The sequence below is a fragment of the Corynebacterium sp. 239_CJEI genome, from assembly GCF_001055995.1.
Taxonomy (GTDB): domain Bacteria; phylum Actinomycetota; class Actinomycetes; order Mycobacteriales; family Mycobacteriaceae; genus Corynebacterium; species Corynebacterium jeikeium_D.
Genome location: NZ_JVOW01000015.1, coordinates 44,948 through 61,915, shown reverse-complemented (window position 1 = coordinate 61,915; position 16,968 = coordinate 44,948). Strand labels below are relative to the sequence as shown.

The window sequence follows — 16,968 nt, the reverse complement described above, 5'->3', positions numbered from 1 at the left end:
CATCACTATTGGTGTTTCGCGGGTAGCCTAAATGCTATGACGAACCCAGCATCTGAAATCCGCGTCGAAGCCGACGGCGCAATTGTCACTATCACCATCGACCGAGATCATAAGCGCAACTCCCTGACTGCCGACGTGTGTCGTGACATCGCCGATGCGGTGGAAGCTGCCGCTGAGGTTCCAGAGCAGCGCGTTATCCTGCTGCGCGGCGAAGGCCGCGCTTTCTGTGCGGGCGCCGACCTGAGTGGCCAGCACCATGAAGATTCCTTCCACGAACAGCTCCGTCGAATGCTGCGCACAATCGAGGCCAGCCGTCTGGTGGTTATAGCGGATGTGCAGGGGCCGGCTGTCGGCGCTGGGATGCAGCTGGCGATGGCGGCCGATTTGCGCGTCGTGGGTGAGCGCGGCTGGTTTATGATTCCGCCGGTCAAGCTCGGTATCGCTGTCGATGCCTGGACAATTCGCCGCGTGCGCGTCCTCGTCGGCGGTGCCCGTGCCCGCACTATTCTGTTGGCGGCCGAGCGCATGGATCAGGAAGCCGCCCGCGGTTGCGGTCTGGCTTCCTACCTCGGTGGTCCGGACAAGGCGGAGGAGGTAGCGCTTCGTATCGCCACCTACGCGCCCCTGTCGCTGGCCTACCACAAGGCAGTGCTCAACGACGATGAGACGCATAGCCCGTTGAAGGACTACCAGCAGGAGCTCTACAACACGGTGTGGGCTTCCGAGGATGCTGCGGAGGCATCGAAGGCGCGAGCCGAAAAGCGCGAACCAAATTTCATTGGCAAATAGGTCGAATAGGTTCAGCAATTAGGCGAATAGGGTAGGCAGGCATGGGCTCGTGGAAAACTCCCGACAGTGGTCTTACTCAACAGCAGGTCCAGCAACGCATCGAGTTGGGGCACGTCAACGAGCTGCCGCCAACATCCGGGCGCAGTGTGTGGGACATTATCCGTGCCAATGTGTTTACCCGGATTAACGGTATTCTCGCTGTTTTATTCGCAGTCGTGCTCTATACCGGCTCAATCGTCAACGGTGCCTTTGGTCTGCTGATTATCGCCAACTCTATCGTCGGCATCATCCAAGAACTGCGTGCCAAGCGCACACTGGACAAGCTTTCCATTGTCGGCCGTGCAAAACCCATGGTCATTCGCGACGGGGAGCCGGCTCGCGAGATCGACCGCGAGTCCGTCGTCCTCGACGATCTCATCGAGGTTGGTCCCGGTGACCAAATCGTCGTTGACGGTATTCTCCGCTACGCCTCTGACGTGGCTGTCGATGAGTCCTCTCTCACCGGTGAATCCGATGCCGTCGATAAGAGCGTTGGGGACATGGTCTACTCGGGTTCCTCGGTCGTGGTGGGGTCGGCGCGATATCAGGCCACCAAAGTGGGCAAGGAGGCTTACGCCGCCAAGCTCGCAGCTGAGGCCAACAAATTCACGCTGACTGATTCCCAGCTCTTCCGCGGCATCAACAAGATCCTGACCTACATTTCCTGGATTCTCATTCCCGTCGGCGCCCTGGCAATCTATACGCAGCTCTTTGTCGCCGGCGATGATTTCAACGATGCGCTGCTGGGGATGGTCGCCACGCTGGTGCCCATGGTCCCTGAGGGGCTTGTCCTCATGACCACCATCGCATTTGCCCTTGGGGTGGTGCGCTTGGGGCGACATCGAGTGCTGGTCAATGAGTTGCCCGCCATCGAAGGTCTCGCGCGTGTCGACACCGTGTGTGTCGACAAAACTGGCACGCTCACCGAAAATGCGATGCAGCTAGTGGAAGTCGACATCGTATCGGGTGACGGTACCTCCCGCGATGAGGTCGACTCCGCACTCATCGATCTGTGCAAGCTCGACGATCGTCCCAACGCAACGGCTCGTGCACTGCTCGATGGGCTTGCGGACGCAGGGGACGTCGTAAAGCATGAACAAGCCAGAACCCGCCCCTTTGCCTCGGCGAATAAGTGGTCGGCGCTGACGTATCACGGCGGTGCGACGTGGGTTTTCGGCGCGCCCGATGTGCTTGTCGACGACTCCGCGGTCGGCATGCAGAAAGCTCGGCAGCTTATGGAGGAAGGACTTCGTGTGCTCCTGCTCGCGCGGACATCAGTTGGGGCAGATGACCTGCCCGGCGGTGCGCTGCGGAAGAGTGGCGAGGTGGAGTTGGAGCCAGTCGCACTTGTCGTGCTGGGGCAGAAGGTGCGTTCAGATGCGGCGGACACGGTGGCCTACTTCTATGAAGAAGGCGTCGAGGTCAAGGTCATTTCTGGTGACAATGACCGCTCCGTGGGGGCTGTTGCACGTGAGCTGGAAATGGAGGGGGCTAACAATCCTGTCGATGCGTCTGAGCTTCCGGTCAGCCGCGATGAGAATAGCGAAGCCAAGCCCACCGAGATCCGCAACGAGTTCGCAGACATTGTGGAGTCGCGGCAGATCTTCGGCCGTGTCACGGCCGAGAATAAGCGCGATATGGTTCATGCGCTGCAGTCGCGGGGGCATCATGTGGCGATGACCGGTGATGGTGTCAATGATGTGCTGGCGCTAAAAGCGGCGAACCTGGGCGTGGCTATGGGCGATGGGGCGCCGGCGACACGTTCGGTTGCGCAGTTGGTGCTGTTGGATAATCGCTTCGCCGTGATGCCGATGATTGTGGCGGAGGGGCGTCGCGTCATTGGCAATATCGAGCGCGTGGCCAACCTCTTCTTGACGAAGACTATCTACTCGGTGGTGCTGGCGCTGGCTGTGGGGCTGTGGGGGATGGATTATCCATTCGAGCCGATTCATGTGACCATTACGGGATGGTTCACGATTGGAATCCCGGCCTTCGTGCTGTCGTTGGCTCCTAACTTGGAGCGTGCGCGCGATGGTTTCGTACGGCGCGTGTTGCGCTTAGCGATACCGGCGGGCATCACGGTGGGGTTGTTGACCTTCATGTTTTGGTTGTGGGCAAACCCGGGAGTCGACGCCAGCGATGCGGCACGAGGGGAGGCGTCTACTGCGACCCTCATTGTGCTGATTGTTTCGGCATTTTGGGTTTTGGTGGTCGTGGCTAGGCCATACACCTGGTGGAAGGTTCTGTTGCTGGCGGTATCGGCAGGAGCCTACCTGTTCATCTTCTCGGTTCGTTCAGTGGCCACAGTGCTTAATCTGTACTGGGTAGGGCGGGAGCTGTTGATTCCCGCGCTGATTGTGGGAGCCATCGGTGCGGGCATTATCGAAGCGCTGTGGTGGTGGCGTCAGAGTAAGCCATTGCCGGAAGAAGCGGAGAACACGAGTACAACGGCGTAAATGGGGGTAGTAAAAACGGCGCCTAAGTATGCAGGTAATGGCGTTTTTGGGGGTGCCTTAAGGCTCGCTGAGAAGTAGTTAGCCGCATTTAACTTCTTTGCTAACTGTGTTCCAGGTAACTTTGTTTCCACACATAATGAAAAATGTGGTGCATGGCACACCCTCGGGGTGGCTGTGCTGGACCTCATTACGAACACCTGCATAACTTCCTGGAAAGGATTAGCCCGTGTCCGCAACTCCCTTGCCGGCAGACCGGCATAAGCCACAGGCGGCCGAGTACCGCTACGTGCAAAACTCAGCGCAGTTCCAAGAGCTCCGCTCTACATTCCGTTCTTTCGCCATCCCGATGACCGTCGCAGGTCTGGTGTGGTACATCGCATTCGTTCTGTTTGCGACGTTCGCGCCAGACCTCATGGCGACTCCCGTACTAGGCAATATCAACCTGGGCATCGTCCTTGGTCTGCTTCAGTTCGTGACCACCTTCGCCATCACCTGGGTGTACATCAACTTCGCCAACAAGAAGCTCGAGCCGATGCAGGCAGAGCTGCGCGAGGCACTGGAAAGCGGAGAAATCGCTGAAATCGTCGCAAAGAAGGAGGCATAGGCATGCTGACTAGTTTCTTTGCTGCAGATGACACTGCAGCAGCAGGTAACCCGATTCTCAACATCGCGGTCTTCGTCGCCTTCATTGTTGCGACCATGTTCATCGTTACTCGAGTGGGCAAGGGCGGAAACAAGGGAGCATCAGACTTTTACACCGGTGGCGCACAGTTCTCCGGTACCCAAAACGGTCTTGCCATTGCGGGTGACTACCTCTCGGCGGCTTCCTTCCTCGGTATCGTCGGCGCCATCGCGCTGACTGGTTACGACGGATTCCTTTACTCCATCGGCTTCTTCGTAGCCTGGCTGGTCGCGCTGCTGTTGGTTGCAGAGCCGCTGCGAAACGTCGGTAAGTTCACCATGGCCGACGTGCTGTCCTTCCGTCTTAAGCAGCGCCCGGTACGTACTGCGGCTGCTATCTCGACCCTCGCGGTGACCCTGTTCTACCTCATCGCGCAGATGGCCGGTGCAGGTTCCCTGGTCGCCGTGCTGCTCAACATCCACGACTCCACTCAGCAGTCCATCGTTGTCGCAGTCGTCGGCATCATCATGGTTGCCTACGTCCTCATCGGTGGTATGAAGGGCACGACTTACGTGCAGATGATTAAGGCCGTCCTGCTGGTCGGTGCTGTCATCATCATGACCCTGATCATCCTGGTTGGCGTTAAGGGCAACTTCTCCCAGCTCCTGCAGGACGCAGTGGACATGCACGCAAGCTCGGATTACATCGCCGAGAAGGGCTACGAAGCCTCCGCCATTCTTGAGCCGGGTCTGAAGTACGGTGGCTCCTTCGTTCAGCAGCTCGACTTCATCTCTCTGGGCCTGGCGCTGGTGCTCGGTGTCGCTGGTCTGCCACACGTGCTCATGCGCTTCTACACGGTGCCGACCGCAAAGGAAGCTCGTAAGTCCGTGACTTGGGCAATCATCCTCATCGGTGGTTTCTACCTGCTGACCCTGGTGCTCGGCTACGGTGCAGCTGCACTCGTTGGTCCGGACCGCATCATGGCCGCGCCGGGCGGAGCCAACGCTGCCGCTCCACTGCTGGCCTTCGAAATCGGTGGCTCCATCTTCATGGCAGTGGTCTCCGCAGTGGCGTTCGCTACCGTGCTGGCAGTGGTCGCTGGTCTGGCAATTACCGCTTCCGCGTCTGTCGGCCAGGACCTCTACCAGGCCGTGATTCGCAAGGGACAGGCCACGGAAGCCGAGCAGGTTCGTGTCTCCCGCATTACCGTTATCGTGCTGGGTGTTGTCGCCATTATCCTCGGCATCCTGGCCATGGGGCAGAACGTCGCCTTCCTGGTGTCACTGGCCTTCGCAGTGGCCGCATCCGCAAACGTTCCGACCATCCTGATGTCCCTGTTCTGGAAGCGCTTCAACACCGCAGGCGCAGTTGCCTCCATGTACACCGGTGTCATCGCCTCGCTGGTTCTGATTATCTTCTCCCCGGCAGTTTCTGGCAGCGAGTCCTCGATGATTCCGTCCGTTGACTTCTCCTGGTTCCCGCTGACCTCGCCGGGTCTGCTCGCAATCCCGCTGGCGTTCTTGGCTGGCATCATCGCCACCTTCATGGGTAAGCCGGATAACTTCGATGACCTGGCAGCTGAGATGGAAGTTCGCTCCCTGACCGGTGTCGGTACCGAGGCTGCGGTTGATCACTAATAACCACTGAGTCCTTGTCTGGCAACGCTGTCCGAACAGCTCAGCCAATCTCAATTAACTGAATTGACAAATGCAAAGGCCCCGCTATCGTCACTGGTAGCGGGGCCTTTGTAGTGGGCGCGGGGTCGTCGTCAAGCGTGTGCGAATCAGTGCATGATAGTTAATGGACGGGGGCTGTTGCCCTAGCTCCGCAGGGGCTCGCGGAAGCGGGCGCGGAGTCTTAGATATAAGGTGGGAAGGTAACAATCTGGTTTGCCCCACCGCAATAATTGGAGTGTGTATGACTGACAATTCTGGCGCTTCTGAGAACAACAATTCTTTCCGTAGCACCCTGCATGATGAGCACGTAAGCCTTGGCGCAGAAATGCGCAATGTTGGTGGCTATGAAGTGCCGTTCCGCTACTCTTCGGAAATTGCAGAGCACAACGCAGTGCGTGAGGCCGTTGGTGTTTTCGACCTGTCGCTGATGGGTATCATCCGCGTCACTGGTGAGGATGCGGCGGCGTTCCTTGCACACTCCCTGATTTCGGCAATCAAGCCGCTGGCGTTGGGCCGTGCCAAGTACACCATGATTGTGCAGGAAGACGGCGGCATTATTGATGACCTCATCATTTACCGTCTCGGTAGTCACGAATTCATGCTGGTGCAGAATGCCGCAGCCGCTGAAGATGTGTACTCGACGCTGCGCGAGCGCGTTGGTGGCTACAACGTCGAGGTTGAGCGCATGAATGACAAGAATGTGCTCCTGGCCATTCAAGGGCCGAAGGCTGCGAAGCTTCTGCGCCGTCTGTTGCCACAGGATCTGCACGCGACTCTCGATGGCATGAACTACTACTCTTGCACTCTGCTCGAGGTCGCAGGTGTGGAAATGATTGTTGCCCGAACCGGCTACACCGGTGAGGACGGCTTCGAGATCTTCCCGCCGGCTGACCGCGCCGTCGAGGTCTGGCGTGCAATCATTGCAGCAGGTGGCAAGGTGGAAAACCCGGAGGATCCGGCTGACAACGGCGCTGACCTCGGCCTGCTGCCGTGTGGTCTGGCCTGCCGCGACACCCTGCGTCTTGAGGCTGGTATGCCGCTCTATGGCTACGAGCTGACTCGCGACCGCACTCCGCTGGAGGCCGGCCTGAAGTCCATCATGGGGCCGACCAAGGGGCAGTTTATTGGTCGCAACGCACTGATTAATCGTCCGCAGTCGAAGGAGCTACTGGTTGGTCTGCGTTTCTCCGGTGATGAAGCTCCCAAGCGTGGCACCAAGCTCATTGATGCGGAAGGTAACGAGGTTGGCGTGCTGACTTCCGCCAAGGTGTCGCCGACTTTGGGGCACCCCATCGGTTTTGCATACGTTCAGCGTTGGCAGTCCTCCACTGGCACGGAGCTGACCGTTGAAGGCGCCGACATTACCGCCACCGTCGTTCCGACGCCGTTCTACAATCGCCGTCACCGCAAGTAGGGGAGCGCGGGTGCTCCGCCGCATTGTGGCGGGCTCAGATCTGTTCAGGTTCGTCTCTTCGTATCTGTTGGGTAAATAAAAAATCCGCTGCAGTATTGTTGCAGCGGATTTTGGTTTTTAGGGCGAGCTAGCGCACCTTACCTAACTAAGTCCCGAGCCGACGAACCTCGCAGCCAGAGACGAACCTAGCGGAACAGGCCGGTGAGCCCATGATTATCTTCGCTTGGCTGCTCTTCCTGCTCCGATTCCGATTCTGTCGGCTCGCCGGAGGTTGTCGGAGTCGTTGAAGTATCGGGCGGCGTGGAAGTATCAGAGGTCGTCGAGCTCTCCGTCTCACTTGTCTCCGTTGTGCTCTCGCTCGGAGTCGTCGGCTCAGGTTCCTGAGGCAGTGGCTCAGTGGTCGTCGGAGTAGTGGAAATCCACATTTGCTGCGATGTCGGGTTCGCGGGGGTTTGCTGCAGCACCGTCCATACTTCCTGCTCGCCGACTTGTGCGCATTCAAGATTCTGGCCGTTGGCGCTCATTCGTATTTCCCCGGTCTGGTTCGGGCACAGCTGCCCGATGCGCGGCGTACCGCCTTCTCGAACCTTTGGTCCGGTCGTCGTCGGCGAACTCGTCGTCGACACCGTAGTAAGTTGGCTTGACGACGAGGTTTGCGTCGCGGCAACCTCCTCGCTTTCGCTGTTGGCGCAGCTGGTGGCCGTGGCTGCGAAGGTGAGGAAGCAGCAGGCCAGCGCCAGCTGCCGGCGGTTCTTGCGCCGGACGGCAGTGAGTTTAGGGTGCTGTACGGCTGACAGCTGAGTTCGCGTATTCACATCCATCTCACTTTCTGGGCTTCTCGGGCCTGCGTCGCGTGGTTTAATTCTCGGCTTTCTGGGGCGGCGTCTCCTGAAAAACCACTGGGGGTGCCAGCTATAGGGGAACTTGCCAAGTTATTGGCAAGGTAGTTGCTGACACCCAATAGATAGGTTGATTCAACCGGCAACTATACAGTCAACTTTTCGATTTGCATACTGGATGCTTCTAATCGTGGCAGAACGGGTGCGGTAGGGAAAGGCAATTCGTCTGTGAAGTCATAAGTGGTTTTGATAGCGTGTGTCCCATGTATCGGCGCACCCCGAATCGATTCCCCGTAAAGAGTAATGCGGATTTGTTCGCTCGGCGCAGTGGCGCGTGGATACTGGATTCGTTCCTTGTAGGAATCTTTGTTGCCATCATTATGGCACTTGGCAAACTTGCGTGGGAAGCAGCCATGGCGAACTGGGCGCTGCCGAGTCCGCCAGAGTTCAGGATTTTGTATGGTGTCATATTCCCAGCTGTCTTTTTCTTTGTGCGCGTGGTTGCAGAGGCTCGCGGTGAACAGACGTTTGGTAAAAGCGCATTTTTGCTACACGTTGTTCCAGCGCGGAAAGCAGACTCTGGGGCAACTCCGTTCGAAGTCGCTCAGCCAGAGGGAACATCGGAGCTCGAATCAGGAGACGATTCTTGGCACAGAGGTTGGCGGGCAGCGGTACGTAATTGTTACCTATTGTCGCTGATTTTCTTGCCTACGGGTTTTGAGCCAAACGTTGAACTGTTTTTTGGTGTCCTGATGATTTGGGTTGCTGTTTGCCGCTGGCACCCATTCGACTGGTTGGCAGGAAAACGCGTCGTTGTTGAAAGGCGTAGCGAGCGCTAACGTTCGAGCAAGCGTCAGGCCCTGGCTCTTTCCTCCTCGGCCTCAACCTCAGCGTTGAATTCTCGTTTAGAAGACTGCCACTGGTCTTCGGTCATACCGATACGCCAGTAGCCAGAAATGGAAACGTCTTTCTTCGGGATCTCAGATTCGACGAAGAGGAAGCGGCGCAATTCCTTGATCATCTCGGCGACACCGTGGATGAACCAGCTAGTTTTCTTACCTTCTGGAATGCCCGCCTCGCGCACTGCGCGGGATAGCTCTGTGCCGTGGGTTGCGCCGTTGCGGAGGACCCAATGGACTTCCACACCCTCTCGGGTTGGGAGCTCAAACTTCCGATCTTCGGACTCGATTTCGATGTATGCGGTTGCGGTCGTGCCTGCTGGGAGGTGCTTCAGTCCGGCGCTGATAGCTGGCGCTGCGGACTCGTCTCCGGCGAGTACAAAGTGTTCATATTCTGCTGCAGGTCCCCATGCGCCTCCTGGCCCTAAGAAGCCACGCTTGTCTCCGATTTCGGCTACGCGTGCCCACGGTCCAGCCAGGCCGGAATCGCCGTGGGTGACGAAGTCGACGTCAAAGTCGCCGGTTTCGGAGTCCACATTAATCAGAGTGTATGTGCGGGTGATTGGCAGTTTGTCTCGCGGCTGTTCGGCGCGAATTTTCGCAATATCGAACGGCCAGGAGTAATCAGCGTCCTCTGGCACAAACAATAATTTGATGTAATGGTCGGTAAACTCCAGCTCCTTGCCCACAAATGCAGGCGAGTTCATGCTCAAACGAACAAGGTCTGGGGAAATCTGGCGACGTCCAGTAACTGTTGCCTCGTGTGCCTTACGGGGCTTACGCTTCGGTGCTGCTGCTTTAGCTAGGCCAGCCATAGTTGTCACTGTCCTTCAACAAGTCTTGGGCTGTTTTGTACTGGCGGAAGTCTACACGCCACGTGATTAGGTAAGCCTAACACAAGTGTTTCTGGAAATTGCTGGGTGATGCGTTCTCAGGAGGGGGCGTAGTGGCCGGTCGTGAGAAAAACAAAGAACCCTCGCGCCCTATATGTAAAAGGTCACGAGGGTATTTGTGCCCCAGAGAGGAATCGAACCTCCGACACCGGCTTTAGGAGAGCCGTGCTCTATCCACTGAGCTACTAGGGCAATCATCTTCCGGGTAAAACAGCCGTGAAAACACATTCTCGGCGGCCGGAAAATTACTTCATCACTTTAACGCATCTGCGAGCTCTAGTGGCAATTGGGTCCTCGACCTGACACGCAAACATGCAGGAAGCTCGCTATTACCCCCATGTGCTTTTGTGCTCGGCGGTGCCGCCCGGAATCTGGCTAACATGGTTTATAACGAGCGACTTTCTTGCGCTTGCGGTCGCAACAGCGCTACTTATTTTCCGGTCGCTGTTTTGGAGGAGGATGACAATATGATTAAGCCAACTTTCACGGATGTCAACGGTGTCAAGATTAAGTGCTCCATGACCACGGACTCGGACAAGCCGCACCTTTTGGTTTCGCGCATGGAAGATGATGGCTCTTTGACTCCGATTCTGGAGATGAACGTGTACGACTCCAAGTACATGGCCAACGCTTGCGAGATTTACTTGAAGCAGGCCGCTTCGGCTAACCTCCAGGGTTCGATGGCTGGCCTGTCTCCAGATGAGATGGCTGAACAGTTCGGTTACGAGGGAGATCCGACCAATCACTAGTCGAAACGACGCCGCCCGCACTCAGGCCGAGAGCCCTGTATACAGCGGGTATGTCGATGTAGACGTCATCGGAATCGGCGCCGGTAGTCCGAGCCACATTACGCTCGAGGCTATCGGCGCTCTTGCTGATGTCGACGTAGTTTTTGCTCTCGACAAGGGTGATGCCAAAGCGGACTTGTTGGCTGCGCGACAGGCGATCGTCGATAAGCATGCGCCGCATGTCGAACTCGTTACCGTTCCCGACCCGCCACGTGACCGCACGCCCGATAACTACGGCGCAGTCGTCCGTGACTGGCATCAGCGCCGTGCAGAGCTGCTTGCCGACGCCTTCGTCGCTCACCTCGGACGAGAGGGCAAGCGCCGCGGTGCGTTCTTGGTCTGGGGTGACCCTTCCTTGTATGACTCAACATTGCGGATTTTGCAGCGCGTCCGCGACCTTGGACTGGACGTGCGCTCGCGAGTTATCCCCAGTGTGACGGCGATTTCCGCGCTGACCGCAGCGCATGGAGAATGCCTGAACCAGATTGGTAAGCCGGTATTGATTACCACTGGTCGGCGCCTGGGGGAGCGCGCGCCTGGTACGGATGCGGTGGTAATGCTCGATGGTGGGGCAGCCTGGCTCGAGCACGCGGACCCGGAGGAAGAGATTCTCTGGGGTGCATTCCTGGGAACGGAGCTGGAGACGCTCCGCCGTGGTCGTGTTGGCGATGTCGGCGAAGAGATTGCGGAGCTGAAAAAGGAGCTACGTGCGGAGCACGGTTGGATTATGGATATCTACCTGCTGCGCTCCGGCGCCTAGGACTGAGCAGTCGCAGCCGTGTTAGTTCGGCTAGCTGACTTTCTTACCCAAGAAGCCCTCTGCCCATCGATGGAGGGCTTTTTCGGCGGCTTCGACGCCGTCGGCGACGGTTACCTTGGTGAGGACCTGATCGTCGTTAGGCAACACGCGTGCGGGATCGCCTGCGGGACGGACGGTGATGCTGACGTGGTCGGCATTGATGACCTCGACGGTTGCTAGTGCGAGCATCTCGACGTTCGTCTGCTCAGCAACCGCAAAGCGGTAGGCGGTGTCGTTTTCCCACTCGGTGGTGGAGTTCCGAAGGAACTCGGCGACGGAGTCAGGGGCCAATTCTGTGAGTAATTGGGTTGCGACCGGGGCGTCATCGACGCGGGAATCGTGGCGCAGCGGACGGCAGTAGAAGCGGCCGGCATTTACTTCCATGGGTTCCATACCGTCCACTCTAGACGTCCTGAACAGTGTTTAAGGGCGCCGGGGGAGGGGCTGAAAAGAATCAAGCGGGGCTGGCTGCGAACCCCATCGCAACCAGCCCCGCTTAGAGCTTTAGAATTACTTCAGTTCCATCAGGACATCGCCCTTGCCGACACCCGAGCCAGCCTCGGTAGCCAGACCAGTGACAACGCCGTCCTTGTGAGCCTTGACTGGGTTTTCCATCTTCATGGCCTCAAGGACAACGACGGTATCACCCTCGGAGACTTCCTGGCCCTCTTCGACGTTGACCTTAATGACGGTGCCCTGCATCGGAGCAACCACAGCGTCACCGGAAGCAGCCTTCTTGGAACCGCCAGCGCGCTTCTTCTTGCTCTTCTTCTTGGCACCAGCGTTGCCGCCACCCAGGGCCAGGTCGCCCGGCAGGGCTACCTCGACGCGGCGACCGTCAATCTCGACGACGACCTTCTGAGCCGGGACGGTGTCGGTGTCAGCGTCAGAGTCACCGTCGTACGGAGCGATTGGGTTGTCCCATTCCTCTTCAATCCACTTGGTGTAGACGTCAAACTTCTCGCCATCGCCGACAAACGCCGGGTTTTCAACAATGTGGCGGTGGAATGGAATTACCGTTGCCAGACCCTCAACCTGGTACTCGGACAGGGCGCGAGCGGAGCGGCGCAGAGCCTCTTCACGGTTCTCGCCCCAGACGATCAGCTTGGCCAGCATGGAGTCGAACTGGCCGCCGATGACATCGCCCTCCTTGATGCCGGTGTCCATGCGGACACCCGGGCCGGACGGTTCGATGTACTTGGTGATGGTGCCCGGAGCCGGCATGAAGTTGCTGCCGGCGTCCTCGCCATTGATGCGGAACTCGAAAGCGTGACCGTGCATCTCCGGGTCTTCCTTGATGGACAGTTCCTTGCCTTCGGCAATGCGGAACTGCTCACGGACCAGATCGAGGCCGGTAATTTCCTCGGTGACCGGGTGCTCCACCTGCAGGCGGGTGTTGACCTCGAGGAAGTTGATCAGGCCATCAGCGCCGACCAGGTACTCAACGGTGCCAGCACCGTAGTAGCCAGCCTCGCGGCAGATGTCCTTAGCGGACTGGCGCAGGCGCTCATCCTGCTCCGGGGTCAGGAACGGAGCAGGTGCTTCCTCGACGAGCTTCTGGAAACGACGCTGTAGAGAGCAGTCACGGGTGGAGGCGACAACGACGTTGCCGTGCTTATCAGCGAGAACCTGGCACTCGACGTGGCGTGCCTTGTCCAGGTAGCGCTCTACGAAGCACTCACCGCGACCGAAGGCGGCAACGGCCTCGCGAGTAGCGGACTCGTAGAGGTCAGCGACCTCTTCCATCTCGTGTGCGACCTTCATGCCGCGGCCACCGCCACCGAAAGCAGCCTTAATGGCGATTGGCAGACCGTGCTCCTTAGCGAACGCGACGACCTCGTCTGCATCCTTAACCGGTTCCTTGGTGCCTGGAGCCATCGGAGCGTCAGCCTTCAGCGCAATGTGGCGAGCGGTGACCTTGTCGCCCAGGGCGCGGATGGACTCTGGCGACGGGCCGATCCAGATCAGGCCAGCGTTCTCAACAGCCTCAGCAAAGTCGCCGTTCTCCGACAGGAAGCCGTAGCCCGGGTGGATGGCATTAGCGCCGGACTTCTTTGCGGCATCCAGAATCTTATCGAAGACTAGGTAAGACTCAGCGGAAGTGGTGCCACCGAGAGCAAAAGCCTCATCCGCCATAGTTACGAATGGAGCGTCCGCATCCGGCTCAGCGTAAACGGCGACGGAAGGAATGCCTGCGTCCTTCGCAGCGCGAATAACGCGAACGGCAATCTCGCCACGGTTGGCGACGAGAACCTTCGTGATTTTTTCAGTGGTCTGCTCGGACACGAAATCCTCCATTTTTCGTGGGCACCCCGAGAATTGGCCCTCGGGGCAAGGTTGCGACAGTCATTTGTAGGAATCACAAGCAGCACTGCAGTTAACTGAGCGGTGAACCGCAATGCGGTTAACCACGCGGTAGCTAACAGCGTGTGACCCAATGCCTCCATTGTGTCACAGGTGCGGTAAGCAACCTCTTTTTGCTCGCTACATAAGGGGGTAGGGATTGTGACCTTGAGCAGCGTTCAAGTGAGTATGGGGGCAGCTGAAGTGGCTATTTTCCGCCCAAAAACCTAGGTTTGCGGCTAAAATTATCGCCCAAGAGTGCAACTGCCGCCCCCTTGATTGGGGGCGGCAGGGGGAAACCAAATCTCCGGTGTAGCGCCAGTCGCTGACGCTGGAAAAACGGTGGGGGAAGCGCCCACCGGTTGCGTCGATCGCCTACAGGCTTCCCGGCTCCGAACCGTGGGCAATGGGCATGCCAATCATATTGCCCCACTCAACCCACGAGCCGTCGTAATTGCGAACATTCTCGTGGCCGAGCAGGTGGTGCAGTACAAACCAGGTGTGCGCGGAGCGCTCGCCGATGCGGCAGTAGACAATCGCCTCATCTTCAAATTGAACGTGCGCGTAAATCTGCTCGAGCTCTTCGCGGTCGCGGAAACGCGAGTTCGGGTGAACGGACTGATTCCATGGAATGTTTACTGCGGTTGGAATGTGGCCACCACGCAGGACGCCTTCCTGCGGGTAATCGACCATGTGGGTTCGCGCACCGGCATACTCCTCCGGGGTGCGCACGTCGATAATCGGAGCCTTTCCAATGAGTTCACGTGTATCGCTGAAGTAGGCACGCAGTGTCTTATCGTCGCGCTCGACGACAGGGTAGTCAGTGTGTGGGTAATTGGGGACCTCGAAGCTGGTGTCTCGTTCTTCAGTCATCCAGGCGTCGCGGCCACCGTTGAGAAGGCGCACGTCGGGATGTCCAAAAAGCTCGAAGACCCAGAGTGTGTAGGCGGCCCACCAGTTGGACTTGTCGCCGTAGATTACGACGGTGTCGTCGCGCGAGATACCCTTCTCGCGCATGAGCTCGGCAAAGCCTTCAGCGTCGATATAGTCGCGGCGCACGGGGTCGTTGAGGTCGTGATGCCAGTCAATGCGAACCGCGCCCGGAATGTGTCCAATGTCGTAGAGCAGTGAGTCCTCGTCGGATTCAACAACGCGCAGACCGGGAGAGCCCAGTCGGGCAGCAAGCCAGGAGCTAGAGACGAGGCGCTCAGGGTGGGCGTACTGCTGGAACTGGGGGTGCGGGTCGTGCGGAACAGCCATCGGATACTCCCTTGGCGCAAGTTGGGTGGGTGGGACTTTCTGACGTTTATCGTCAATTGCATATCTAGTTTACGGGTCGCGTGGCGAACGGCGGAATAGTCCCCGGTGTGAGCGCTTTCCAACGGCAACAATTGCGTCCGCGGCCACCCCCTGGGATACGCCTCACAGTTGGGGGTAAAAGGAGTGTTTTCAGCGCGCTCGGAGTCAAGGTAGTGTCCTAAAATTTAGCTGAGAGTTAGCGCAAAAACTGTGTTGATTCGTATCACTGGAAAATGGGCTGAAATGGGCTATCTGCCTGGGTATTCGCTGCGTTACGGAGACAATTGAGTGCCGGAAGTCCATGTATTTTCTTAAAAGGAGTGCCTGTGCACAAGAACATTGTTGTATTCGAGATCGAGGGCGGCTCGGACAAGTACTTCGACGGACACCGCAAGGACACCATGCCAATCGTCAACGCTATCCGCGAAGCCGGTTGGTCCGCTGAGGTCGTCTACTACCGACCAGAGTGGAAGGACGACCTGTACGACTACGTCTCTCAGAACTTCGACGGCTACATCTCCCGCGTTAACCCGGGCAACATCCCGGGTGGTGAGAGGGGCTACTTCGAGCTTCTGACCAGCCTCTCGGTCGCTGGTTTGGTCGGTATGTCCACCCCGGGCGAGATGATGGCTTACGGCGCAAAGGACGCACTGGTCAAGCTCAAGGATACTGACCTGGTTCCGTCTGACACCGCTGCTTACTACGACGTCGAGGCATTCCACAGCACTTTCCCGACCTCCCTGTCCTACGGCGAGCGCGTCCTCAAGCAGAACCGTGGCTCCACCGGGTCCGGCATCTGGCGTGTGCGCATCGCTGACGAAGAGGTTGCTAAGAACGTTGAGCCGGGCACCCCGCTGCCGCTGGACACCAAGCTGAAGTGCACCGAGGCCGTGGACAACCACACCGAGACTCGCGAGCTTGGCGAGTTCATGGATTTCTGTGACCAGTACATCATCGGCGATAACGGCATGCTCGTGGACATGCGCTTCATGCCGCGCATCACCGAAGGCGAAATTCGCATTCTGCTGGTCGGTCCGCACCCGGTCTTCGTGGTTCACAAGAAGCCGGCCGAGGGCGGCGACGCTTTCTCCGCAACCTTGTTCTCTGGCGCGAAGTACACCTACAACAAGCCGGAAGAATGGCAGGACCTCATCGATATGTTTGCTGAGGCTCGCCCGGTCATTGCCGAGAACCTCGGTGGCGACAATATCCCGCTGATCTGGACAGCTGATTTCATGCTGGCAGACGGCGAGGACGGCGAGGACACTTACGTTCTCGGCGAGATCAACTGTTCCTGTGTTGGCTTCACCTCCGAGCTGGATATGGGTATCCAGGAGCTCGTTGCTCAGGAGGCCATCAAGCGCGTCGAGGCTGCTAACAAGTAGTCTCCACAGCTAAGAAAGCCGCACCAATTTGGTGCGGTTTTTGCTTTACGACGTCCTTGCGATGCTTACCTATTCCAGAACTGGGAGACCGAATAGCCGTAGCGATACAGAGCTCGGCGCACGACAGGCAGCGACAGTCCGATCACACTGGATGAGTCGCCATTGATGCCATCGACAAACCAGCCGCCTAGAGCCTCCAAGGTAAACGCGCCAGCGCACTTCAGTGGCTCGCCCGTCGCAGCGTAGGCACGGATGTCCTCTTCTGGGACTTCAGCGAAGTCGAGGGAAGTAATCGCCACCTCAAGGTGCTCGCCCTTTGGCGTCACGACACAGTGACCAGTAATCAGCTCAGCCGTCCGGCCGCTCTGTTGGTGCCAGCGCTCAATGGTCTTTTCTTCCGTGTGGGGCTTGCCCTGCAACTTTCCGTCGAGAAGCAGCATTGAATCCCCGCCAATGACAATGTCATTGGAGTAGGCCGGAGAGACAGCGTGTGCCTTGGCCTGTGCGAGTTCCTCGACGATGCGTACCGGCGATGCGTCCGGAAGGGCTGTAATCACGGCATCCTCGTCGACGTTGGGCGCTACTGTGATGGGCTCGATGCCTGCAGAGCGCAGAATGTGCAGTCGCGAAGGGGAAGTGGAAGCCAAGACGATTCGGGGGCTGCTCATAGTTAGTGATTTTAGTGAGGGCGGAATCGTAAAGCCTAATTTTCAAAGATAAAAGCGCC

The 16,968-nt window shown here is 58.2% G+C and carries 15 protein-coding genes and 1 tRNA gene; 9 read left to right on the top strand and 7 right to left on the bottom strand.

The genetic code is table 11. The features are described 5' to 3' along the window. Window positions 1-36: 36 nt before the first annotated feature. From ADB08_RS04795 to gcvT, 5 genes are all read left to right on the top strand, one after another. Window positions 37-789 (top strand): enoyl-CoA hydratase, encoded by a 753-nt coding sequence (locus tag ADB08_RS04795; RefSeq protein ID WP_016423300.1) that lies wholly within the window; start codon window positions 37-39, stop codon window positions 787-789. A gap of 41 nt (window positions 790-830) precedes the next feature. Further along, window positions 831-3,284 (top strand): HAD-IC family P-type ATPase, encoded by a 2,454-nt coding sequence (locus ADB08_RS04790; protein ID WP_049171348.1) that lies wholly within the window; start codon window positions 831-833, stop codon window positions 3,282-3,284. A gap of 226 nt (window positions 3,285-3,510) precedes the next feature. Then, window positions 3,511-3,888, top strand: coding sequence for a DUF485 domain-containing protein (locus ADB08_RS04785; RefSeq protein ID WP_016423298.1), 378 nt, complete (start codon window positions 3,511-3,513; stop codon window positions 3,886-3,888). A 2-nt stretch (window positions 3,889-3,890) separates the two neighbouring features. Next, window positions 3,891-5,543, top strand: coding sequence for a solute symporter family protein (locus tag ADB08_RS04780; RefSeq protein ID WP_049171345.1), 1,653 nt, complete (start codon window positions 3,891-3,893; stop codon window positions 5,541-5,543). A 280-nt stretch (window positions 5,544-5,823) separates the two neighbouring features. Beyond that, window positions 5,824-6,996 carry a glycine cleavage system aminomethyltransferase GcvT gene (gene gcvT, locus ADB08_RS04775; protein ID WP_049171343.1) on the top strand — a complete coding sequence of 391 codons (1,173 nt, stop codon included), beginning with the start codon at window positions 5,824-5,826 and terminating at the stop codon, window positions 6,994-6,996. A gap of 185 nt (window positions 6,997-7,181) precedes the next feature. On the opposite strand, the gene ADB08_RS04770 is transcribed toward gcvT, so the two are convergent. After that, the gene (locus ADB08_RS04770) at window positions 7,182-7,817 is read right to left on the bottom strand and encodes a hypothetical protein (RefSeq protein WP_048733659.1); all 636 of its coding nucleotides are present in this window, start codon (window positions 7,815-7,817) and stop codon (window positions 7,182-7,184) included. Between the two features lie 281 nt (window positions 7,818-8,098). Between ADB08_RS04770 and ADB08_RS04765 the strand changes: the two genes are divergently transcribed. Then, on the top strand, window positions 8,099-8,674 hold the full coding sequence (locus ADB08_RS04765; RefSeq protein ID WP_070545928.1) for an RDD family protein: 576 nt from the start codon (window positions 8,099-8,101) through the stop codon (window positions 8,672-8,674). 14 nt (window positions 8,675-8,688) lie between these two features. On the opposite strand, the gene ADB08_RS04760 is transcribed toward ADB08_RS04765, so the two are convergent. Together ADB08_RS04760 and ADB08_RS04755 are read right to left on the bottom strand one after the other, a co-directional pair. Then, on the bottom strand, window positions 8,689-9,549 hold the full coding sequence (locus ADB08_RS04760; RefSeq protein WP_016423293.1) for a siderophore-interacting protein: 861 nt from the start codon (window positions 9,547-9,549) through the stop codon (window positions 8,689-8,691). A 197-nt stretch (window positions 9,550-9,746) separates the two neighbouring features. Beyond that, a tRNA-Arg gene (locus tag ADB08_RS04755) sits at window positions 9,747-9,819 on the bottom strand. A gap of 275 nt (window positions 9,820-10,094) precedes the next feature. Here ADB08_RS04755 and ADB08_RS04750 point away from each other — a divergent pair. Both ADB08_RS04750 and cobF read left to right on the top strand, forming a co-directional pair. Then, on the top strand, window positions 10,095-10,376 hold the full coding sequence (locus ADB08_RS04750; RefSeq protein WP_016423292.1) for a hypothetical protein: 282 nt from the start codon (window positions 10,095-10,097) through the stop codon (window positions 10,374-10,376). Beyond that, the gene (gene cobF, locus ADB08_RS04745; protein WP_049171337.1) at window positions 10,327-11,175 is read left to right on the top strand and encodes a precorrin-6A synthase (deacetylating); all 849 of its coding nucleotides are present in this window, start codon (window positions 10,327-10,329) and stop codon (window positions 11,173-11,175) included. The genes ADB08_RS04750 and cobF overlap by 50 nt, the downstream gene beginning before the upstream one ends. Window positions 11,176-11,205: 30 nt before the next feature. Here the strand turns inward: cobF and ADB08_RS04740 are convergent, their stop codons facing one another. The 3 genes from ADB08_RS04740 to ADB08_RS04730 form a co-directional block, all read right to left on the bottom strand. Then, entirely contained in the window at window positions 11,206-11,607 is a 402-nt protein-coding gene (locus ADB08_RS04740) for a hypothetical protein (protein WP_042388876.1), read from the bottom strand. A gap of 117 nt (window positions 11,608-11,724) precedes the next feature. Then, the gene (locus ADB08_RS04735; RefSeq protein WP_049171331.1) at window positions 11,725-13,512 is read right to left on the bottom strand and encodes an acetyl/propionyl/methylcrotonyl-CoA carboxylase subunit alpha; all 1,788 of its coding nucleotides are present in this window, start codon (window positions 13,510-13,512) and stop codon (window positions 11,725-11,727) included. A 420-nt stretch (window positions 13,513-13,932) separates the two neighbouring features. Continuing rightward, window positions 13,933-14,817: a sulfurtransferase gene (locus ADB08_RS04730; protein ID WP_048733645.1), complete on the bottom strand. Its 885-nt coding sequence runs from the start codon at window positions 14,815-14,817 to the stop codon at window positions 13,933-13,935. 365 nt (window positions 14,818-15,182) lie between these two features. On the opposite strand from ADB08_RS04730, the gene ADB08_RS04725 reads away from it, so the two are divergent. After that, the gene (locus tag ADB08_RS04725) at window positions 15,183-16,241 is read left to right on the top strand and encodes a Cj0069 family protein (protein WP_049171326.1); all 1,059 of its coding nucleotides are present in this window, start codon (window positions 15,183-15,185) and stop codon (window positions 16,239-16,241) included. A 65-nt stretch (window positions 16,242-16,306) separates the two neighbouring features. Here ADB08_RS04725 and ADB08_RS04720 read toward each other — a convergent pair whose 3' ends face one another. Continuing rightward, complete coding sequence (locus ADB08_RS04720; protein ID WP_049171323.1) at window positions 16,307-16,909, bottom strand: Maf family protein; 603 nt, start codon at window positions 16,907-16,909, stop codon at window positions 16,307-16,309. Window positions 16,910-16,968 lie beyond the last annotated feature (59 nt).